This window comes from Bariatricus sp. SGI.154 (assembly GCF_050313795.1).
In the GTDB taxonomy this organism is placed as follows: Bacteria; Bacillota; Clostridia; order Lachnospirales; family Lachnospiraceae; genus CAMBRQ01.
Genome location: NZ_JBNPMC010000017.1, coordinates 1 through 18507 on the forward strand (window position 1 = coordinate 1; position 18507 = coordinate 18507).

Sequence of the window (18507 nt, forward strand, 5' to 3'; positions counted from 1 at the left end):
CTCTATGCCGTACACTCTCAAACAACTCTTAAAGAACTAAATTCCCAAACCTCCTAAAAATATTTCAAAAACTCCAACGCCCCCTTTGATACCGGAATCTGATCATTATAGGCAATCGCCAGTTCCCTTTCGGGCAACTCTTCTTCTGTCTCCACGACAAATAGATTATCAGACTTATGTGGAATACAATAATCCGGAATAAATGCAATTCCAAGTCCGATGCTGGCAAGGTCTATCAGCAGATCGTTGCTGCTAAGTTCAATCTCTGGCACCAGATCCAGTTGATGCTGCTGGAAAAGTCCATGGAGGAATTCACTGGTGGTGCTTTTTTTGTCCAGCATGAGAATTGGATATTTCAGCAGTTGTTTTAATGTAAGTTTTTGTCCTTTTAATTCTGAAAAGGCATTATTCGCAATGAACACGTCCCGGAATGTGCGGATTTTTTTGACATTCGACACATTTCCAAGATAGGCATTGGGATAATTAACTACGATGAGGTCAACCTGTCCGTTTTCCAGTAGTTCTACGCATTGGATAGAGGTAGCATTGGTCACTTTTATGTGTGCGCCGGGGAACTCTTTGTGGAATCTCTCCAGGTAAGGAACCAGGAAATAGCGGCAGATGGTGTCGCTTGCTCCGATTCGAATCTGCCCTCCGGTAGAACTGGATTCCATGAGTTGGGATTCGCCCCGTTTGATTAGATTCATGGCTGGATCGATGTGGCGCAGCAGGATCTCTCCTTCCGGAGTGAGGCGAACTTTTTTGGTGCTTCGGATGAACAGGGTTTGATTCAGTTTCTTCTCTAATGTCTTGATAGACTGGCTGACGGCTGACTGGGAGATATATAATTGCTTGGAAGCCTCTGAGAAACTTAAGGTTGTAGCAACATAATAAAACACTTTATATAATTCATAGTTAATATCCATTTATAAGTCCTCCTAATATAATTACACTGTATTATAAGTCAAAAAGGAGTGAATTACAACCAACATTATGTTAGAATGGGGATGAAGATTATAATTTGGAATTTGGCGGCGGACGCAGTTGTGAGCAGAAGCATATCTTACGCAAACGGAGTAACGTTCCGGTGAACTGCTGTTTGTTGACTAAAATGTGAATTATAATGGGAGAGTTGCGTTATGAAAGAAGTGGAAATAAAGGCAATGGATCATATGTTGAGTAAGAAAAAAAGACAGGGGATTGGCGTAAGGATTATAGCGGCGGTGGCGATGTTGATGGTTATAATTTCAATGTTGATCAGTAGTTTTCAATTGGTGATCTATGGGGACTCGGAGTATGGGTTTTATGAGAGGGAGTATGAGAAATATACGGTTACGGAAGCGCTTGGCATGAAGATGGAAGATGTGATGCGGGTGACAGAATATATGATGGATTATCTGATTGGAAAAGAGGATGAATTGTCGATTGTGACAACTGTTGAGGGGGAGGAGCAGGATTTTTTTAATGAGCAGGACAGGCTGCATATGGCAGATGTGCGGAATCTGTTTTTGGGGGGATTGAAACTGAGAACGGTGTGTCTGGTGGCTGCGGTTGTGTTGATTCTGATATTGATCGTTACGAAGGCAGATTGGAAGTATCTGATTCCGAGGGCGTATTCTGTGGCAGTGGGTGTGTTCTTGGGAATCATTGTTTTGCTAGCGATTGCGTTTTCGATTGATTTTACAAGGTGTTTTACGATATTTCATCGGATCTTTTTTACTAATGATCTGTGGCTTTTTGATCCGGATACGGATTATATGATCCGGATGCTGCCGGAAGGATTCTTCTCGGATATGGTTATTAGAATTGGACTGACATTTGTCGTGATGTTGATTCTGCTGTGGTGTGTATTTCGGGTATGGAGAAGAATATCACATGAAAATGAGGGAAAGCATGAGGTATGACATGCTGGAGATTATAATGAAATACCGTTTGAAACGCAGATAGTTAAGGTTTATACAAGACTAATAAGAACAGATTATAAAATGGTTAAGATATATTAATTTTAATAATAAAAAAATATATGTTACAATGAAACTAGAAAATCGTAGAATTCATGTATTGGAGGATGATTTATGAGTGATGTAAGACGAGTGTATGTGGAAAAGAAGCCAGGATTCGCCGTACAGGCAGATGACCTGAGACATGAGGTGAGAAGTTATCTTGGCATCAAAGATGTAGCGAATGTACGTGTGTTGATTCGTTACGATGTGGAGAATATCTCTGATGATACATTTGAGAAGGCATGCAATGGAATCTTCTCAGAGCCACCGGTGGATACGCTGTATAAAGAAGAATTTCCTGTTACGCAAGGGTGCAGGGTATTTTCGGTAGAGTTTTTGCCGGGACAGTTTGACCAGCGTGCCGATTCTGCCGTACAGTGTGTACAGTTTATTAAGGAAGATGAGCAGCCGGTCATCAAGACAGCGACAACCTATGTGATTGAGGGGACAGATGGAGTCATCTCTGGCGAAGAGTTTGAAGCAATTAAGGCACATTGCATCAACCCGGTAGATTCCAGAGAGACAGGAATGGAGAAGCCGGAGACTTTGGTGACCCAGTTTGAGGAGCCGGCAGATGTGATTATCTTTGAGGGATTCAAGGATATGGCAGAGGATAAGTTAAAAGAATTGTATGATTCCCTGGGACTTGCTATGACATTCAAGGATTTCCTTCATATTCAGAATTATTTTAAGGGAGAAGAAGACAGAGATCCTTCCATGACAGAGATCCGTGTACTGGATACTTACTGGTCCGATCATTGCCGTCATACGACATTCTCGACAGAACTTACGGATGTAACATTCGGTGAGGGTGACTATAAGGCTCCGATTGAGGAGACCTATAAGCAGTATTTGGCTGACCACAGTGAGATATTCAAAGGTAGAGAGGACAAGTTCGTATGCCTGATGGATCTGGCGCTTATGGCAATGCGTAAACTGAAAAAAGAAGGAAAATTAAACGATCAGGAAGAATCTGACGAGATCAATGCCTGCAGTATCGTTGTTCCGATTAAAGTAGATGGTGTAGAAGAAGAGTGGCTTGTGAACTTCAAGAACGAGACACATAACCACCCGACAGAAATCGAGCCTTTCGGTGGCGCGGCTACCTGCCTTGGTGGTGCGATCCGTGATCCGTTGTCAGGACGTACCTATGTATATCAGGCAATGCGTGTAACTGGCGCGGCAGATCCGACCGTATCTGTAAAAGATACCATGAAGGGTAAACTGCCGCAGAAGAAACTGGTTCGCGAAGCGGCTCATGGGTATAGTTCTTATGGTAACCAGATTGGTCTTGCAACTGGAGCGGTAAAAGAGATCTATCACCCGAATTATGTGGCAAAACGTATGGAGATTGGAGCAGTCTTAGGTGCAGCGCCAAGACGCGCAGTGATCCGTGAGACTTCTGATCCTGGCGATATCATTATCCTGCTTGGCGGACGTACCGGACGTGACGGCTGCGGCGGTGCAACCGGATCTTCCAAGGTACATACCGAGGAGTCTATCGAGACTTGCGGCGCAGAGGTACAGAAAGGTAATCCGCCGACAGAGCGTAAGATTCAGCGTTTGTTCAGAAGAGAAGAAGTTAGTAAATTAATCAAGAAGTGTAACGATTTTGGTGCTGGTGGTGTATCCGTTGCAATCGGAGAACTGGCAGATGGTCTGAGAGTAGATCTTGATAAGGTTCCGAAGAAATACGCTGGTCTTGATGGTACAGAGATTGCAATCTCTGAGTCTCAGGAGCGTATGGCTGTTGTTGTAGATCCAAAAGATGTGGATGAGTTCATGGGCTATGCACAGGAAGAGAACCTGGAAGTAACCTGTGTTGCGGTAGTAACAGAAGAGCCAAGACTGGTGCTGTCCTGGAGAGGCAAGGAGATTGTGAACTTATCCCGTGCGTTCCTGGATACTAACGGAGCGCATCAGGAGACAACGGTTGCAGTTGATATTCCGAATCGCAAAGACAGTATTCTCGGAAGAGAAGAAGTTAGAGATGTAAAAGAAAAATGGATAGAGACTCTGAAAGACTTGAATGTATGCTCTCAGAAAGGTCTGGTAGAGATGTTTGACGGATCTATCGGAGCGGCATCCGTATTCATGCCTCATGGCGGAAAATACCAGATGACAGAGACACAGGCGATGGTGGCAAAACTTCCGGTGCTTACAGGAGATTGTGATACCGTAACTATGATGAGTTATGGTTTTGATCCATATCTGTCTACATGGAGCCCATATCATGGAGCAATCTATGCGGTGACAGAGTCTGTGGCAAAGATTGTGGCAGCAGGTGGAGATCACAGCAAGATCCGATTCACGTTTCAGGAATATTTCCGTCGTATGACAGAAGATCCGCACAGATGGAGCCAGCCATTTGCAGCACTTTTAGGTGCTTATAATGCCCAACTTGGATTTGGACTGCCATCCATTGGAGGAAAGGACAGTATGTCCGGAACCTTCGAGGATATTGACGTTCCGCCGACACTGGTGTCATTTGCTGTAGATGTAGCTGCAGAAAAAGATATTATCACACCGGAATTGAAAGCGGCTGGTAATAAATTAGTATGGCTTCGTATCGAGACAGATGAATATGATATCCCGGTATACGAGAAAGTGATGGAGCAGTATGCAAAGTTCACAGAAGATATTCACAGTGGCAAGATCGTATCTGCATATGCCCTTGACAGACATGGTATCATATCTGCGGTCAGCAAGATGGCATTCGGTAACAGAATGGGTGTGAAGATTGAGCACAATGTAGATGAAAGAGATCTGTTCGCACCGGCATTTGGCGATATCATTGCGGAAGTTCCGGCAGACAAGGTGGGTGAACTTAACATTACTTATACTGTGATCGGTGAAGTAACAGAAGAGCCAGTACTTGCTTACAAAGATGTTGTGATCGCGCTTTCTGATGCAGAAGCAGTATGGAAGGGAACATTAGAGAAGGTATTCCCAACGAATTCCGGCGCAGCAGGGCAGGATGAAAAGGTAGAGACAGGACTCTATGAGACATCGAATATCTATATCTGTAACCATAAGATTGCACAGCCTACCGTATTCATCCCAGTATTCCCGGGAACCAACTGCGAGTACGACAGTGCCAGGGCATTCGAGAGAGCAGGTGCGAAGACGATTACAAGAGTATTCAAGAATATGAGTGCTGCTGATATTATTGATTCGGTAAATGTATTCGAAGAAGCCATAGACCAGTCACAGATTATCATGTTCCCAGGCGGATTCAGTGCAGGTGATGAGCCGGATGGATCTGCAAAATTCTTCGCAACAGCATTCCAGAATGCGAAGATGAAAGAAGCAGTAGAAAAACTTCTGAACGAGCGTGACGGACTGGTACTTGGTGTATGTAATGGTTTCCAGGCGCTTGTAAAACTGGGACTGGTTCCAAATGGACAGATTACCGGTCAGGATGCGGATGCACCGACACTGACTTATAACACCATCGGACGCCATATCTCCAAGATGGTGTACACGAAGGTGGTAACCAACAAGTCTCCATGGCTTCAAAAAGCGGAACTTGGCGGCGTATACACGAACCCGGCATCTCACGGCGAAGGACGTTTCGTAGCCAATAAAGAGTGGCTTGAGAAATTATTTGCTAATGGACAGGTTGCAACCCAGTACTGTGATCCGGAAGGCAATATCACCATGGATGAAGAGTGGAATGTCAACGGTTCTTACTGTGCAATTGAAGGTATCACAAGCCCGGACGGACGAGTATTCGGTAAGATGGCACACTCTGAGAGACGTGCACGTTCTGTGGCTATGAATATCTATGGAGAGCAGGATCTGAAGATCTTCGAGTCAGGAGTAGAGTACTTTAAGTAAAAAATGAAATTTGGATGGCACTCTGTTTCATCAATAATTTAAAAAAGATGAAGAAAATAGATGAAAAACTGATATAAATGAAAGAACGAAAGGTAAAAATTGCATAAAATGCAAAAAAATCTAAAAAAATCCTTGTGTTCTATAGAGAAATCCTTTACAATGTTAAAGGACAAAAGCGTCGAGAGCGAGTAGGCTTTGTCTACTCGCTTTTTTGTATAAGGCAATTGGGATGTTTTGTATAGAGGCGCACTTTGAAGGAAATTGCATTTAGGAGGTAGAAAGGTATGTCATATGTTGAGGAAGTCCTGGAAAAAGTAGTGGCAAAGAACCCTGCTGAGCCAGAATTCCACCAGGCAGTAAAAGAAGTATTGGAGTCATTGAGAGTGGTAGTAGAGGCGAATGAAGAAAAATTCAGAAAAGACGCCCTGCTTGAGAGACTGGTAGAACCAGAGAGACAGTTCAAGTTCCGCGTTCCGTGGGTAGATGATAAGGGACAGGTTCAGGTAAACACAGGTTATCGTGTACAGTTTAACAGTGCAATCGGACCATACAAGGGGGGCTTACGTCTTCATCCATCCGTTAACCTTGGAATCATCAAGTTCCTTGGATTCGAGCAGATCTTCAAGAACTCCCTGACAGGTCTTCCGATCGGTGGAGGTAAAGGTGGTTCTGACTTTGACCCGAAGGGCAAATCAGACAGAGAAGTGATGGCATTCTGCCAGAGTTTCATGACAGAACTTTGCAAATATATCGGTGCTGATACAGACGTTCCGGCAGGTGATATCGGAACAGGCGCAAGAGAGATCGGATACATGTTCGGTCAGTATAAGAGAATCAGAGGCGTATACGAAGGCGTGCTGACAGGTAAGGGATTAAGTTACGGCGGATCTCTGGCAAGAACTGAGGCTACAGGTTATGGTCTTCTGTACTTAACAGAGGAGATGCTGAAGATCAACGGACAGGAACTCGCAGGTAAGACAGTTGCAGTATCCGGTTCTGGTAATGTTGCAATCTACGCAACACAGAAAGCACAGCAGTTGGGTGCTAAAGTCGTAACAGTCAGCGATTCTAATGGCTGGGTATATGATCCGGAAGGAATCGATGTAGAAGCATTGAAAGAAATCAAAGAAGTTAACCGTGCAAGACTGACAGAGTACAAGAAATACCGTCCGAATTCTGAGTATCATGAAGGACGCGGCGTATGGTCTATCAAGGTAGATATCGCTCTTCCATGTGCGACCCAGAACGAACTTCACTTAGAAGATGCTAAGATGTTAGTAGAGAATGGATGTATCGCAGTTGCAGAAGGTGCAAACATGCCTACTACATTAGAAGCAACAGAGTACTTACAGGAGCATGGCGTATTATTCGCACCAGGAAAAGCAGCGAACGCAGGTGGTGTTGCTACATCTGCACTTGAGATGTCCCAGAACAGTGAGCGTTTGAGCTGGACATTCGAAGAGGTAGATGCGAAACTTAAGAACATCATGATCAATATCTGCCATAATATGGCTGATGCTGCAGAGCGTTATGGTGCAGCAGGCAACTACGTTGTAGGTGCTAACATCGCAGGATTTGAGAAGGTTGTAGACGCTATGACCGCTCAGGGAATCGTGTAGGAGATTGATTCGATAAGATTCAGATATAATGATTCGACGTATGATGTCGCAGACAGGCGTTTTTCGCCAGTCTGCGACATTGTTTATAACTGCTTTTGAATATTCTGTTTGATCTTTTCAGTAAAATATGCATATTGGATTAGTTCATCTTCTGTAAATCCAGCAAAACGCACCTGATCATATTGGCTCTGTGCAGCATCGATTTCTTCCAGGATCGGTGCAGAAGCAGGCAGGAACAGAATGTTAAACTGTTTCGTGCTTCGATGGTTTTCTATTTTTAGAAATCCCTTGGCAGAAAGTCTTTGAAGGCGAAGAGACAGGCTTTGGGAAGACATATTGGTAAAATCAGCGAGTTCCCGGCGGTTGCTGCTATGGTGAGGCTGGTTCAGATACAGAAGCAATCGTGTCTCGTCCAGAGTCAGGTCGTTCTTGATGGCAATAGGTTCCAAGTAGTAATCCAGAAGCTTGCGATTACGGTAGTCATCCATGAGGAAGCCTTCTTCAACTATGGCTTCTGTGGATACCAGGCTACGTTCTTCGCCTAATTTCTTAGAACCGGGTAGAATCGAAGGTGGTACGGCACCGTCATTGGCAGCGTCCACCAGGAAGCGATAGACCTGAAGTCGGTTCTTCTCATAATCATCTTCGTCCAGTACATGTTTATAGAAATTATTATAATATTCAAATACCATGAGTTTCATCTTAATGGTCTTGGTGATGCTCATGCCCTGACTGGCGAGGGAACCCTTGGTCTTCACATAATAATAGATTGGTACCTGCAATGCATAGAATACGTCTGCATGGCGGATATATTCCAGGTTAAACATAAAGTCTTCGCACCAGCTGATGTCAGAATCCATGCGAAGATGATGCTGTTCGATGATCTCTCTGCGAAATAATTTGTTCCAAAGTACACCGTAATAGAAGTCGGCAGGATTCTCAATCATGTGTGAAGCGAATTCTTCCCGCGTCATAACACAGTCATCTTCGATATCACCCTTATGAGAAACGCGTTCTCCAACTACCCGGTAGAAATCAGATATGACCAGATCGCAGTGAAAACGTTCGGCGGCTTGTACCAGAAGCCCGGTAGCATTGGGAGTGATCCAGTCATCACTGTCCAGGAATTGTAGGTAGGTTCCACGTGCCCGGTCTAACGCAAGATTGCGGGAATCAGATACACCGGTATTTTCTTTGTGTATGACATGGACGCGGGAGTCTTCGGCAGCATATTTATCACAGATACTACCGGAAGCGTCTTTGCTACCATCGTTGACAAGCAGAAGTTCAAAATCTGTATAATCCTGATTGAGGATACTATCAATACAACGCGAAATGGTATCTTCTGCATTGTATACGGGTACGATAATACTAACGGTTGGGTTCATTATAATCGACACTCCTTATTCAAGAATTTCTTATTGAGATATTTTACACTATTTGGATAAAAAAGTTTAGTCCTTTTGAACGAATTGCAGGAATTACTTGGAAAATATATGTAAATGGAAAATGGAAAAAAATAAAAAAATTGTAAAAAGGTGTTGACAAGTAGTGAATTATAATTGTATAATAGCGAAGCAGGTTCGAGATAGGAACTTGAAAAAACGGGATCATAGCTCAGCTGGGAGAGCACCTGCCTTACAAGCAGGGGGTCATAGGTTCGAGCCCTATTGGTCCCATTACAACAGAAGATGTTGTAATAATAGAATATGGCGGGATAGCTCAGTTGGCTAGAGCACACGGTTCATACCCGTGGTGTCGCTGGTTCAAATCCAGTTCCCGCTACTGCAAAAAGTCTGTATTTACAGGCTTTTTTGTTTTCTAAAAATAGTCTATATACAAAAAATTGGAAATCATATATAATACAAATCATGTAAAGAAAATATGGATGGAAACAAGAATATCATCTGAGAAAATATAGAGAAAGAAGAAAAAGAGCAATGAAAGAACAAGGAGGAATTCAGTTTCATGAGAAAAGGACAGTTAATGATGAGAATCGTTGCAGGCGGATATCTGGCATATATTGGCTTTGATGTTGCCCGTGATGTGATTGCCAAGCGGCCGGATAATTATGTAATCTATCTGATTATTAGTATTATCTTTATGGTAGTGGGAGGCATATGGTGCGTTCAGGCATTGAAAAAATATGTGAAACATGATTATGTGGATATATGGCGGGATGACAAAGAGGAGGATTTGCAGAAAAATTCGGCCAAACCAAGTGTGGCAGAAGCAATTACGGAGGAACAGGAAGAAGAGAAAGTAATAGAAACAACGAAAATAGAAGATACTATAAGTTCAGGACAAGAGATTTCAGGAAAAGAGGAGTAGGCGATGCGTGTAGGAATGGGCTATGATGTTCATAAGTTGGTAGAAGATAGAGATTTGATTCTTGGCGGAGTTAAGATTCCCTATGAGAAAGGGCTTCTTGGACACTCAGATGCAGATGTATTGCTGCATGCGATCATGGATGCACTTCTTGGGGCAGCAGCACTTGGAGATATTGGAAAGCATTTTCCCGATACAGACCCTCAGTATAAAGGAGCCTCCAGTATCAAGTTATTGGAGCATGTGGGGAAATTAATCGAAGAGGAACTGTACGTGATTGGCAATATTGATGCCACTATTATTGCACAGCACCCGAAGATGGCACCACATATCGAGCAGATGCGCCGGAATATTGCTGAGGCATTACACATTGAAGTAAGCCAGGTGAATGTTAAGGCAACTACAGAAGAAGGTCTTGGATTTACGGGAAGTGGAGAAGGAATCTCATCTCAGGCAATTGCAAGCCTGGATACCATAGCGAATTACAGTTATGCAGTAGGTCCTGAAGAGGGAAGATGCGCTGGTTGTAGTGGCTGTCCTCATGCGCAGGAAACAGAGTAAGGTGGCATAGCGATAAGAAACAGTATGTGAGTAAGAGAATGAGTAGAAGCCCCTGAGCAGGGGCTTTTCTCTATAATGAATTGCAGGCAATGGGTAAAAGGAAATAAATAGTAATAAGTAGTAATAAATAGAGAGGAAGAGTTGTATGAAAGTCAGAAAATTGGAAGTGCAGGAGAACGCAGACAGCAGACCGCTGTATGAGGAGGTTTTTCACGAGGATAGTCAGAACTTCGTAGACTATTACTATACGGAAAAAACGAAGGATAATCAGATCTATGTGGTAGAAGAGGATGGTAAAATCCGCTCTATGCTTCATCTGAATCCATATCATATGTATGTCAATGGCAGTGAAAAAGATGTCAATTATATCGTAGCCGTTGCGACGCAGAAGGAATATAGAAAAAGAGGATACATGGCAGCACTTCTAAAGGAATCCCTTCGGGATATGTATAAGTCGGGTGAAGCGTTTACCTTCCTGATGCCGGCATCGGAGAGCATCTATCTTCCGTTTGATTTCCGAACCGTATACGAGCAGGACAAAAGATATTACAAAGAAGAGGAAAGAGAGGAAACGGAGAAGTCCAAAGTGACTATTCAGAATGCGACTGCAGAGGACTGCAGAGAACTGGCAGAGTTCGCGAATGCATATCTGGCAGAGCATAAGCAGATATTCGCAATTCGTGATGAAGCATATTATCAGAGAGTGCTTCTTGAGTACGCAAGTGATGGCAGCAGTCTCAAAATCTATCGAAAAGACGGCAAAATTGTAGACTGCCGAGGATGGTTTCCGCAGGAGGACATGGAAAAACCTAAGATTATGATAAGGATCGTAGATGCTCGCAGAATGCTGATGGCACTTTCTTTGCGTTCTTTCATGGGGACATGTTTCCGTATAACAGACCCGATTATTGAGGAGAACAATAGATGTGTCGTGATCACAGGTACGGAATTCTCCGGTGTTATGCTCATGGAAGGAAAGCCTGAGAACAGCGAAGGCACTATCACGGCAGCAGCACTTGCAAGCCTGGTATTCGGAGCAAAGACGGTGGAGGAAGTCTGCCTGGAAGACGGCGTGGAGATGTCAGAGAGGATGAAGGGGGAGATGGAGAAGATCGTTCCACTGTCACAGATCTACTTGAATGAAGTTGTGTAGGAAGTAGTAACTGGAGAATTTAATGAAGAAAATAGATTCTTGGAAAGTGTACGGTAAAGCAGAAGAAGATGGCTGGCTCTGAGACCGGGCGTTTCGTTAACAAGGTGTAAGCGTAAGAATCCCCGTAGATTGGCAACCGAGTACACGCACTCCGAAATCTTGATGATTTCGCAGTTCGAGTACTCTTTCGTCTTTGACGTGAAGTCAAAGCCTCATGCCAATCTACGGGGATTCTTATGCTAACGCCTTGTAACACTTACTTAACGCCCTCAGAGCCAGCCATCTTCTTCTGCTTCACCTGACATCTCCATAATCTCAAGCCTTTCTCCATTGGGAGGATTCCTGGCGAAGGATGCGCGTGGAACTGTGTTGACGAGGAGCAACTACCATTTCCAGCCAATACCGTTCCCCCTTGCACCCCGCCAGGAATCCCCACAGTTCATGAAGAGTCATATAGAAGAATGTCAGGCAGAGAGGGGCAGTATGGGCGTTCGTATCCGTAGAAGAGCCGTACAAGCCGTTGGTGAAAAAGAGGTCTGAAATTAGGAGGGCTTCTGTACTACCAGTACAGAAGTCCAGACTATCGTGGGCGGAAAATCATCAAGATTTTGCGTCCGCTATAGTCGATGCCTAATTTCAGACCTCTTTTGAACCTACGGATTGTAGGCGATTGGAGTCGGATGCGAACGCCCATACTGCCCCTCTCTGACGTACACTCCACATATACTCTTCATGAATAAAATTCCCATCTTTAGAATATCTTTAGATTTTCATCCCCTCTCTCTTAAGATTTCTGCTTTATGCTTATACTATCAGAAAGCAAAGGAGGAGTTCTATATGACAGTTCAGGCACTTACCCAATATTTTACCCAATATGGAGCCATATTTGTCTTTCTAATAGTTTTACTTGAATATATGAATCTTCCTGGATTCCCCGCTGGTGTGATCATGCCGCTTGCGGGTATCTGGGCAGCCAGAGGTGAGATTAGTTTCCAGCTGGTGCTGGCACTTTCAGTAGCGGCTGGGTTGACGGGCAGCTGGATCTTATATTTTCTTGGAAGGCTGGGTGGAGAAGCATTTTTAAGATTCTATATTCGGAAGTTTCCAAAACACAAGGAATTGATTGAGAAGAATGTGGATACACTGCGAAGAAAAGGCGCTATCGGAGTTTTTATTGCGAAACTGGTACCAATGGTGAGGACGCTGATCTCTATACCGGCAGGTATGATTTCGATGGAATTCGGTAGATATACCGTAAGTTCTGCGCTTGGAGTGTTCGTGTGGAATCTGGTATTTGTCGGGGCAGGATATTTCCTGGGGGATACCGTATGGAGCCTTTTTGCTTAAGAAAGAGGGGGAAAGACATGAAGATTGCAATGATGACTAATAATTATAAACCCTTTGTAGGAGGAGTCCCAATCTCGGTGGAGCGATTGTCAGAGGGGCTAAGGAGAAGAGGACATGAGGTGTGCATCTTTGCGCCGGAGTATGATGAAGCGGAAACTGAGTTGTGGGAGCATGATGTGGTCCGTTATCGCTCTTATGAAAAGAGGCTGAAAAATGGAATGGTGGTACCGAATATATTCGATCCAAGGATTCGGGAGGAGTTCGAATGGCAGGATTTTGACCTGATTCATGTACACCAGCCTATGCTGATTGGCAATGTGGCAATGCATCTTAGCCGGAAATACAAGATTCCGCTCGTCTATACTTACCATACGAGATACGAAGAATATCTCCATTATCTTGTGAAGTCCTCCAAGAAAAATGATCAGGAGGTCACACATCGATATTGGGAGCAGGGCAAGAAACTTCTTCCACATTATATGGCGGCTTACATGAAGCAATGTGACCTGATATTTGCACCCTCCACAGGGATGCAAGATTACCTGGAAGAACAGAAGATACAGGTGCCAGTGAAGGTGTTGCCGACGGGGATTGCAGATAATGCATATGAAGAGGATACAAAACGTTCCGGCGAGATAAGAAGCCGTTATCTGCGGGGGAGAAGAAGCCTTCTCTGTACGGTATCGCGGCTGGATAAAGAGAAGAACCTGTATTTTATGCTTAGATGTATACGGAAACTAAAGGACCGTTTGGGAAATGATTTCTGCATGATGCTGATTGGAGATGGCGCTGAGCGTCAAGGGCTGGAATGCTATGCGAAGGAATTAGGGATTGCAGATGCTGTGGTATTTGCCGGGCAGGTTCCGAATCAGGAAGTAAAGGATTATCTGTTCGCAAGCGATGTATTTTTGTTCACCTCCAAGTCCGAGACGCAGGGAATCGTGCTGGCGGAGGCTATGGCAGCGCGACTTCCGGTGGTGGCGGTATCGGCTTGCGGAGTGAATGATATCGTAAGAGACGGAGAGAATGGATACCTTGCCAGAGAGGCGGAGGAAGAATTCGCGACTCGGGTAGAAAGTATGCTTCGGAATGCAGAGGAGATGGAACGCCTTAGGAGTGGTGCTGCAAAGACGGCAGGAGATTACAGGATGGACAGTATTGCGTTTCAGGCAGAGAGATGCTATCGGATGGCATTAGAAAGAGAATGGAGGAATGAGGCTTATGGAGAGGAAACATATGAAAAGAAGCATGTTGTGTCATCTTTTCTACGGCTATTTAAGGCTTCTTGAGAAGACGGTGAAGATTGAGTGGCAGCAGCCGAAGGCTTTCTCGTGCCATAATATTGTTGGATTCTGGCATGAGGATAGTTATGCCATGAATCTGGTACTTCGATATATTGCGAGACAGAATGCGGATGTATCGGTATTGGTGACCGCGGATGAGCGGGGAGAATACATCCAGTATCTTTTGGAAAAATGTGGGGGAAAGGCGGTCAGGATCGGCTATGGCTTCTGCAATGCAGGAACTTTAAAGGAACTCCTGGCGTCCATGAAAGAGCGAAAAAGGAGTATTGCGATTGCCATGGATGGTCCGCTGGGACCAAGACATATTCCGAAGAAACTGACGTTCATGTATTAGTTGTGGAAGATGATAAGGAGATCCGCGAAGGTGTGGAGATATATTTGAGAAGCCAGGGATACGAAGTGTATCAGGCGGCAGACGGTGTGGAGGGACTTGAGATCATAGGCAGAGAAGAAATCCATCTGGCAATTGTGGATGTGATGATGCCAAGGATGGATGGTATCCAGATGACCATAAAGTTAAGGGAGAAATATGATTTCCCGGTGATCTTCCTGTCTGCGAAGTCAGACGAAGTGGATAAGATCATGGGGCTTAACATGGGGGCGGACGATTACGTGACGAAACCATTTACCCCGATGGAACTTCTGGCAAGGGTGAATTCACAGATGCGGCGTTACCGTAAGTTTATGGAGAAACTGGGCGGCAAAGAGAAGGCGGAGAATGTGCATACGATTGGCGGCCTGGAACTGAATGAGGATGCCGTGGAGGTGACGGTGGACGGCGAGCCGGTGAAGATGACGCCGACGGAATATAAGATACTGCTCCTGCTTATGAAGAATCCGGGAAGAGTGTTTTCTGCGGATGAGATCTATGAATGGGTGTGGAATGAACGGGCTGTGAACACGGATACCATTATGGTGCATGTGAGAAATATCCGTGAGAAGATAGAGATTAATCCAAAAGAACCAAAATATTTGAAGGTGGTGTGGGGCGTTGGGTATAAAATTGAAAAGCAAGCGTAAGTCAGCAATCTTATTGATGATCGTGACGATACTGGTGCCGGTATTTTTCATAATGAATGAGTATCGGGGCTGGTATCAGGACAGTTCGAAGATGCTGGAGAATCTGAATCGTTCGGCATATACTTCACAGGAATTCTTGAAGAATTTTATTGATGCGGGATATATTCTGTATAATACGGAAGGCGCCAGAGAAGAGGTGCCGGACAATGTAAAAGAGATTCTAAATAATAATTTTAGTGAGGAGATGGAGCGGTTTGAAAGTCTGTATCCATTTCTGGATTACCGGGTAGAGAACGAGGATGGAAAGGTTGTCGCGAAGAGCACAGCCAACTCGGAGCGGACGGTGACAGAGAATAATCTGTCGGATTTTGCGTTGGGGATTGTTGTTGAGTATGATGAGAATGGCAATCCGGATGCAAGGATTGAACAGAGTCTGTATAAGGCGGATCAAAGCGTTGAACTTCGTAAGATTATCAACGAGTACGACGATCAGCAATGGGAGCGTGAGATCTATAACGAAGGAGAAGAGACGTGGGAGACTTATGCGGCGGAGATTCCTAAGAACAGAACTTACATCTATGCTATGACGGATGAGAATCTTCAGATGTATATGGATAACGATTATTATATGGGATATCATGTGCCGGATGCGGCAGGGAATATTGTGATTCTTCTGTTGCTGGCTGTGGCGGCGGCAGCATTTGTCTATCCGATGATACCTTCATGGAGTATTGGAAGGGAGAAGGTATTCCGGGCACCGTTTGAAATTGTGATTGGTGTACTCGGAACGGCAATGGTGCTGCTATTCAACAACTTTGGGTGGATGTTGGAAAGGCGGGACGGCATGGCAGACATGTTTGATTTCTGTGTGTGGGTGATTATATTCTCGGTAGTTTATTGGGCGGCGACATGTGTAAGGGATGTATATATTCTGGGAATTCGCACATATGTGAAGGAAAGAACGCTTTTGTGCCATTATTGGAAATATATCATACGTGCCTGGAACTGGATGAAAAAAACAGTAAGGGCTGCCGGAGCAAAGGTGAGAGGCTGGATTGGCAGAGTCTATCATTCACTGGAGAACATTGATCTGAGTGAAAAGAGCAATGCAGCCATACTTAAGATCGTGCTGTGCAACTTCGTGATTCTGGCAGTGGTATGCAGCATGTGGGTATTTGGAATCATGGCACTGGTAGTCTATTCCGTAATACTATTCTTTATTCTGCGAAAATATTATAATGATCTGCAGGAGAAATATGCGATTCTTCTGAAAGCGACAGGCGAGATAGCAGAAGGCAATCTGGAAGCAGAGATTACCGAAGATCTTGGGGTGTTCAATCCATTTAAGACAGAGATGCAGAAGATTCAGAAAGGATTCAAGAAAGCGGTGGATGAAGAGGTGAAGAGCCAGCGGATGAAGACGGAACTTATCACCAATGTGTCCCATGACTTGAAGACTCCGCTGACGGCGATCATCACTTATGTGAATCTTCTGAAGGAAGAAAAGGACGAAGAGAAGCGGAAGGATTATATAGAAGTATTGGAGCGCAAATCTCTGCGCCTGAAAGTATTGATTGAAGATCTGTTTGAGATCAGCAAAGCGAGCAGTAAGAATGTAACGCTGAATATTGTAGATGTAGATGTGGTGAACCTCTTTAAGCAGGTGAAACTGGAGATGGAAGATAAGATTACGGAGGCAGGGCTTGATTTCCGCTGTACGTATCCGGAAGTCAAGGTAATCGCGTCTCTCGACAGCCAGAAGACCTACCGGGTGTTCGAAAATCTTCTTATCAATATCATAAAATACGCAATGCCGCATACAAGGGTGTACATCGAGATTGTAAAAGAAGGACAGGAAACTGTGGTGCGGATGAAGAACGTATCCGCAGCGGAATTGAATTTCAATCCTGAGGAGATTACGGAGCGGTTCGTAAGAGGAGATGCATCAAGGAATACAGAAGGCTCAGGGCTTGGACTTGCGATTGCGAAGAGTTTTGTGGAATTGCAGAAAGGGAAGTTCAAGATTGAGACAGAGGCGGACCTGTTCAAGGTAGAGATAAGGTGGTAGTCAATTGGGGACGGGGGTTTTTTCGATTTCAATGCCCCCGTCCCCGATTCGATTTGCCCTGTCCCTTTTTAAAAAAGTGGTGTCCCCAATTGACAAATTCACTATTTTCACATATTATATATCCTATAGCGACAAAAACATTGAACGGAAAGAGTAGCAGATTATGGAGTTAACAGAGAGAAACTGTCATCGGCTGAAAGCAGTTTTAAACAAAGTACCTGTGAAGTGCGTCCGGGAGTTGATTCGGTGAAAGGGCTGATGAATGAACTGCCAAGTAGCCGGATACGGGATTACACACGTTACGTGTATCGAGTGGGGGATATTTATACGAATGATATTCTCTATAAGAGTGGAACCGCGGAGTAACTTCGTCTCTTAAGAACAGATTGAGAGACGGAGTTTTTTTATATCACGGGAAACAAGTAGTCTCCAATGCACAAAAGAAATCAATGTATTGCATAATTGAAAAGGAGAGATTATTATGGGTATCATATCCTATATTAAGGAAGAAATCCAGGTCATACGGGAACGAGACCCGGCGATCAAGTCGAATATGGAGGTGTTCCTGTATCCAAGTTTTAAAGCCATCCTGCGCTACCGCGTGGCACATAAGTTATACCTGAAGAAACATTATTTCCTTGCCCGGTGGGTGTCCCAGCGTGCGGTAAGGAAGACAGGGATTGAGATACATCCTGGTGCTACCATTGGAAAAGGACTGTTCATTGACCACGGAAGCGGAGTCATCATCGGCGAGACAGCTGAACTTGGTGATAATGTAACACTGTATCAGGGAGTTACTTTGGGAGGAACCGGCAAAGAACAGGGAAAGCGTCATCCAACGTTGGGCGACAATGTTATGGTAAGCGCCGGAGCCAAGGTCTTAGGCTCTTTTAAGATCGGTGAGAATTCCAAGATCGGTGCCGGAAGCGTGGTATTAAAAGAAGTGCCGCCGAATTGTACGGTAGTAGGCGTACCGGGGCGGATCGTAAAGATGGGTGATCAGAAGATTCCGCGCATGGATATGGATCAGGTACATCTGCCAGACCCAATCAGCAATGATATCCGAGAATTACAGGCGGATAACCTGCGTATGCACAGGCAGATCCTGGAGATGGAGAAACGCATGAGATGCATGAGAACCGATGATATCGAGATTCTGGATCAGCAGGAGACGGATACGTCAGAGACGGAAGAGCAGATATCCCGGTGATGAGTTTGGGATACAATAAAATATAGATAGATTGAGAAAAGAAAAAGGAGAAAG

General features: G+C 44.5%; 14 protein-coding genes, 2 tRNA genes and 1 other annotated feature. Of the genes, 14 read left to right on the plus strand and 2 right to left on the minus strand.

Features of this window, described 5'->3' with window-relative positions:
* Window positions 1–53 precede the first annotated feature (53 nt).
* Complete coding sequence (locus ACQRBN_RS09210; RefSeq protein ID WP_427738673.1) at window positions 54–926, minus strand: LysR family transcriptional regulator; 873 nt, start codon at window positions 924–926, stop codon at window positions 54–56.
* A gap of 246 nt (window positions 927–1172) precedes the next feature.
* Here ACQRBN_RS09210 and ACQRBN_RS09215 point away from each other — a divergent pair, with 246 nt between their 5' ends.
* The 3 genes from ACQRBN_RS09215 (at window position 1173) to gdhA (ending at window position 7462) form a co-directional block, all read left to right on the plus strand.
* Window positions 1173–1904, plus strand: a complete 732-nt coding sequence (locus ACQRBN_RS09215) for a TIGR01906 family membrane protein (protein ID WP_427738729.1) — start codon at window positions 1173–1175, stop codon at window positions 1902–1904.
* Window positions 1905–2075: 171 nt separating this feature from the next.
* Window positions 2076–5843 carry a phosphoribosylformylglycinamidine synthase gene (locus ACQRBN_RS09220; RefSeq protein WP_427738674.1) on the plus strand — a complete coding sequence of 1256 codons (3768 nt, stop codon included), beginning with the start codon at window positions 2076–2078 and terminating at the stop codon, window positions 5841–5843.
* 284 nt (window positions 5844–6127) lie between these two features.
* Window positions 6128–7462 carry an NADP-specific glutamate dehydrogenase gene (gdhA, locus tag ACQRBN_RS09225; RefSeq protein ID WP_427738675.1) on the plus strand — a complete coding sequence of 445 codons (1335 nt, stop codon included), beginning with the start codon at window positions 6128–6130 and terminating at the stop codon, window positions 7460–7462.
* An 83-nt stretch (window positions 7463–7545) separates the two neighbouring features.
* On the opposite strand, the gene ACQRBN_RS09230 is transcribed toward gdhA, so the two are convergent.
* Window positions 7546–8850: a glycosyltransferase gene (locus ACQRBN_RS09230; RefSeq protein ID WP_427738676.1), complete on the minus strand. Its 1305-nt coding sequence runs from the start codon at window positions 8848–8850 to the stop codon at window positions 7546–7548.
* Between the two features lie 218 nt (window positions 8851–9068).
* Here ACQRBN_RS09230 and ACQRBN_RS09235 point away from each other — a divergent pair.
* The 11 genes from ACQRBN_RS09235 to epsC all read left to right on the plus strand — a co-directional run bounded on the left by ACQRBN_RS09235 (window position 9069) and on the right by epsC (window position 18453).
* Window positions 9069–9141: transfer RNA gene (locus ACQRBN_RS09235), tRNA-Val, on the plus strand.
* Window positions 9142–9173: 32 nt separating this feature from the next.
* Window positions 9174–9247, plus strand: a tRNA-Met gene (locus ACQRBN_RS09240).
* A 183-nt stretch (window positions 9248–9430) separates the two neighbouring features.
* A complete protein-coding gene (locus ACQRBN_RS09245; RefSeq protein WP_427738677.1) occupies window positions 9431–9793 on the plus strand; it encodes a hypothetical protein in 363 nt (120 codons plus the stop codon).
* A 3-nt stretch (window positions 9794–9796) separates the two neighbouring features.
* Complete coding sequence (gene ispF / locus ACQRBN_RS09250; protein ID WP_427738678.1) at window positions 9797–10351, plus strand: 2-C-methyl-D-erythritol 2,4-cyclodiphosphate synthase; 555 nt, start codon at window positions 9797–9799, stop codon at window positions 10349–10351.
* A gap of 145 nt (window positions 10352–10496) precedes the next feature.
* Window positions 10497–11504 carry a GNAT family N-acetyltransferase gene (locus tag ACQRBN_RS09255; RefSeq protein ID WP_427738679.1) on the plus strand — a complete coding sequence of 336 codons (1008 nt, stop codon included), beginning with the start codon at window positions 10497–10499 and terminating at the stop codon, window positions 11502–11504.
* Between the two features lie 837 nt (window positions 11505–12341).
* Entirely contained in the window at window positions 12342–12851 is a 510-nt protein-coding gene (locus ACQRBN_RS09260; RefSeq protein WP_427738680.1) for a DedA family protein, read from the plus strand.
* A gap of 17 nt (window positions 12852–12868) precedes the next feature.
* Complete coding sequence (locus tag ACQRBN_RS09265) at window positions 12869–14140, plus strand: glycosyltransferase (protein ID WP_427738681.1); 1272 nt, start codon at window positions 12869–12871, stop codon at window positions 14138–14140.
* Window positions 14088–14489: a DUF374 domain-containing protein gene (locus ACQRBN_RS09270; RefSeq protein ID WP_427738682.1), complete on the plus strand. Its 402-nt coding sequence runs from the start codon at window positions 14088–14090 to the stop codon at window positions 14487–14489. Before ACQRBN_RS09265 ends, ACQRBN_RS09270 begins: the two co-directional genes overlap by 53 nt.
* 32 nt (window positions 14490–14521) lie before the next feature.
* On the plus strand, window positions 14522–15175 hold the full coding sequence (locus ACQRBN_RS09275; protein ID WP_427738683.1) for a response regulator transcription factor: 654 nt from the start codon (window positions 14522–14524) through the stop codon (window positions 15173–15175).
* On the plus strand, window positions 15147–17243 hold the full coding sequence (locus ACQRBN_RS09280) for a sensor histidine kinase (protein ID WP_427738685.1): 2097 nt from the start codon (window positions 15147–15149) through the stop codon (window positions 17241–17243). Before ACQRBN_RS09275 ends, ACQRBN_RS09280 begins: the two co-directional genes overlap by 29 nt.
* A gap of 131 nt (window positions 17244–17374) precedes the next feature.
* Window positions 17375–17622 (plus strand) — a binding site (T-box leader).
* A 102-nt stretch (window positions 17623–17724) separates the two neighbouring features.
* Window positions 17725–18453 carry a serine O-acetyltransferase EpsC gene (gene epsC, locus ACQRBN_RS09285; RefSeq protein ID WP_427738686.1) on the plus strand — a complete coding sequence of 243 codons (729 nt, stop codon included), beginning with the start codon at window positions 17725–17727 and terminating at the stop codon, window positions 18451–18453.
* The last annotated feature ends 54 nt before the right edge of the window (window positions 18454–18507 follow it).

Bases quoted from the DNA above. Each gene is read 5' to 3' on its own strand.
- ACQRBN_RS09210 (WP_427738673.1), bottom strand. From the start codon at position 926: ATGGATATTAACTATGAATTATATAAAGTGTTTTATTATGTTGCTACA.
- ACQRBN_RS09215 (WP_427738729.1), top strand. From the start codon at position 1,173: ATGTTGAGTAAGAAAAAAAGACAGGGGATTGGCGTAAGGATTATAGCG.
- ACQRBN_RS09220 (WP_427738674.1), top strand. From the start codon at position 2,076: ATGAGTGATGTAAGACGAGTGTATGTGGAAAAGAAGCCAGGATTCGCC.
- gdhA (WP_427738675.1), top strand. From the start codon at position 6,128: ATGTCATATGTTGAGGAAGTCCTGGAAAAAGTAGTGGCAAAGAACCCT.
- ACQRBN_RS09230 (WP_427738676.1), bottom strand. From the start codon at position 8,850: ATGAACCCAACCGTTAGTATTATCGTACCCGTATACAATGCAGAAGAT.
- ACQRBN_RS09245 (WP_427738677.1), top strand. From the start codon at position 9,431: ATGAGAAAAGGACAGTTAATGATGAGAATCGTTGCAGGCGGATATCTG.
- ispF (WP_427738678.1), top strand. From the start codon at position 9,797: ATGCGTGTAGGAATGGGCTATGATGTTCATAAGTTGGTAGAAGATAGA.
- ACQRBN_RS09255 (WP_427738679.1), top strand. From the start codon at position 10,497: ATGAAAGTCAGAAAATTGGAAGTGCAGGAGAACGCAGACAGCAGACCG.
- ACQRBN_RS09260 (WP_427738680.1), top strand. From the start codon at position 12,342: ATGACAGTTCAGGCACTTACCCAATATTTTACCCAATATGGAGCCATA.
- ACQRBN_RS09265 (WP_427738681.1), top strand. From the start codon at position 12,869: ATGAAGATTGCAATGATGACTAATAATTATAAACCCTTTGTAGGAGGA.
- ACQRBN_RS09270 (WP_427738682.1), top strand. From the start codon at position 14,088: ATGAAAAGAAGCATGTTGTGTCATCTTTTCTACGGCTATTTAAGGCTT.
- epsC (WP_427738686.1), top strand. From the start codon at position 17,725: ATGGGTATCATATCCTATATTAAGGAAGAAATCCAGGTCATACGGGAA.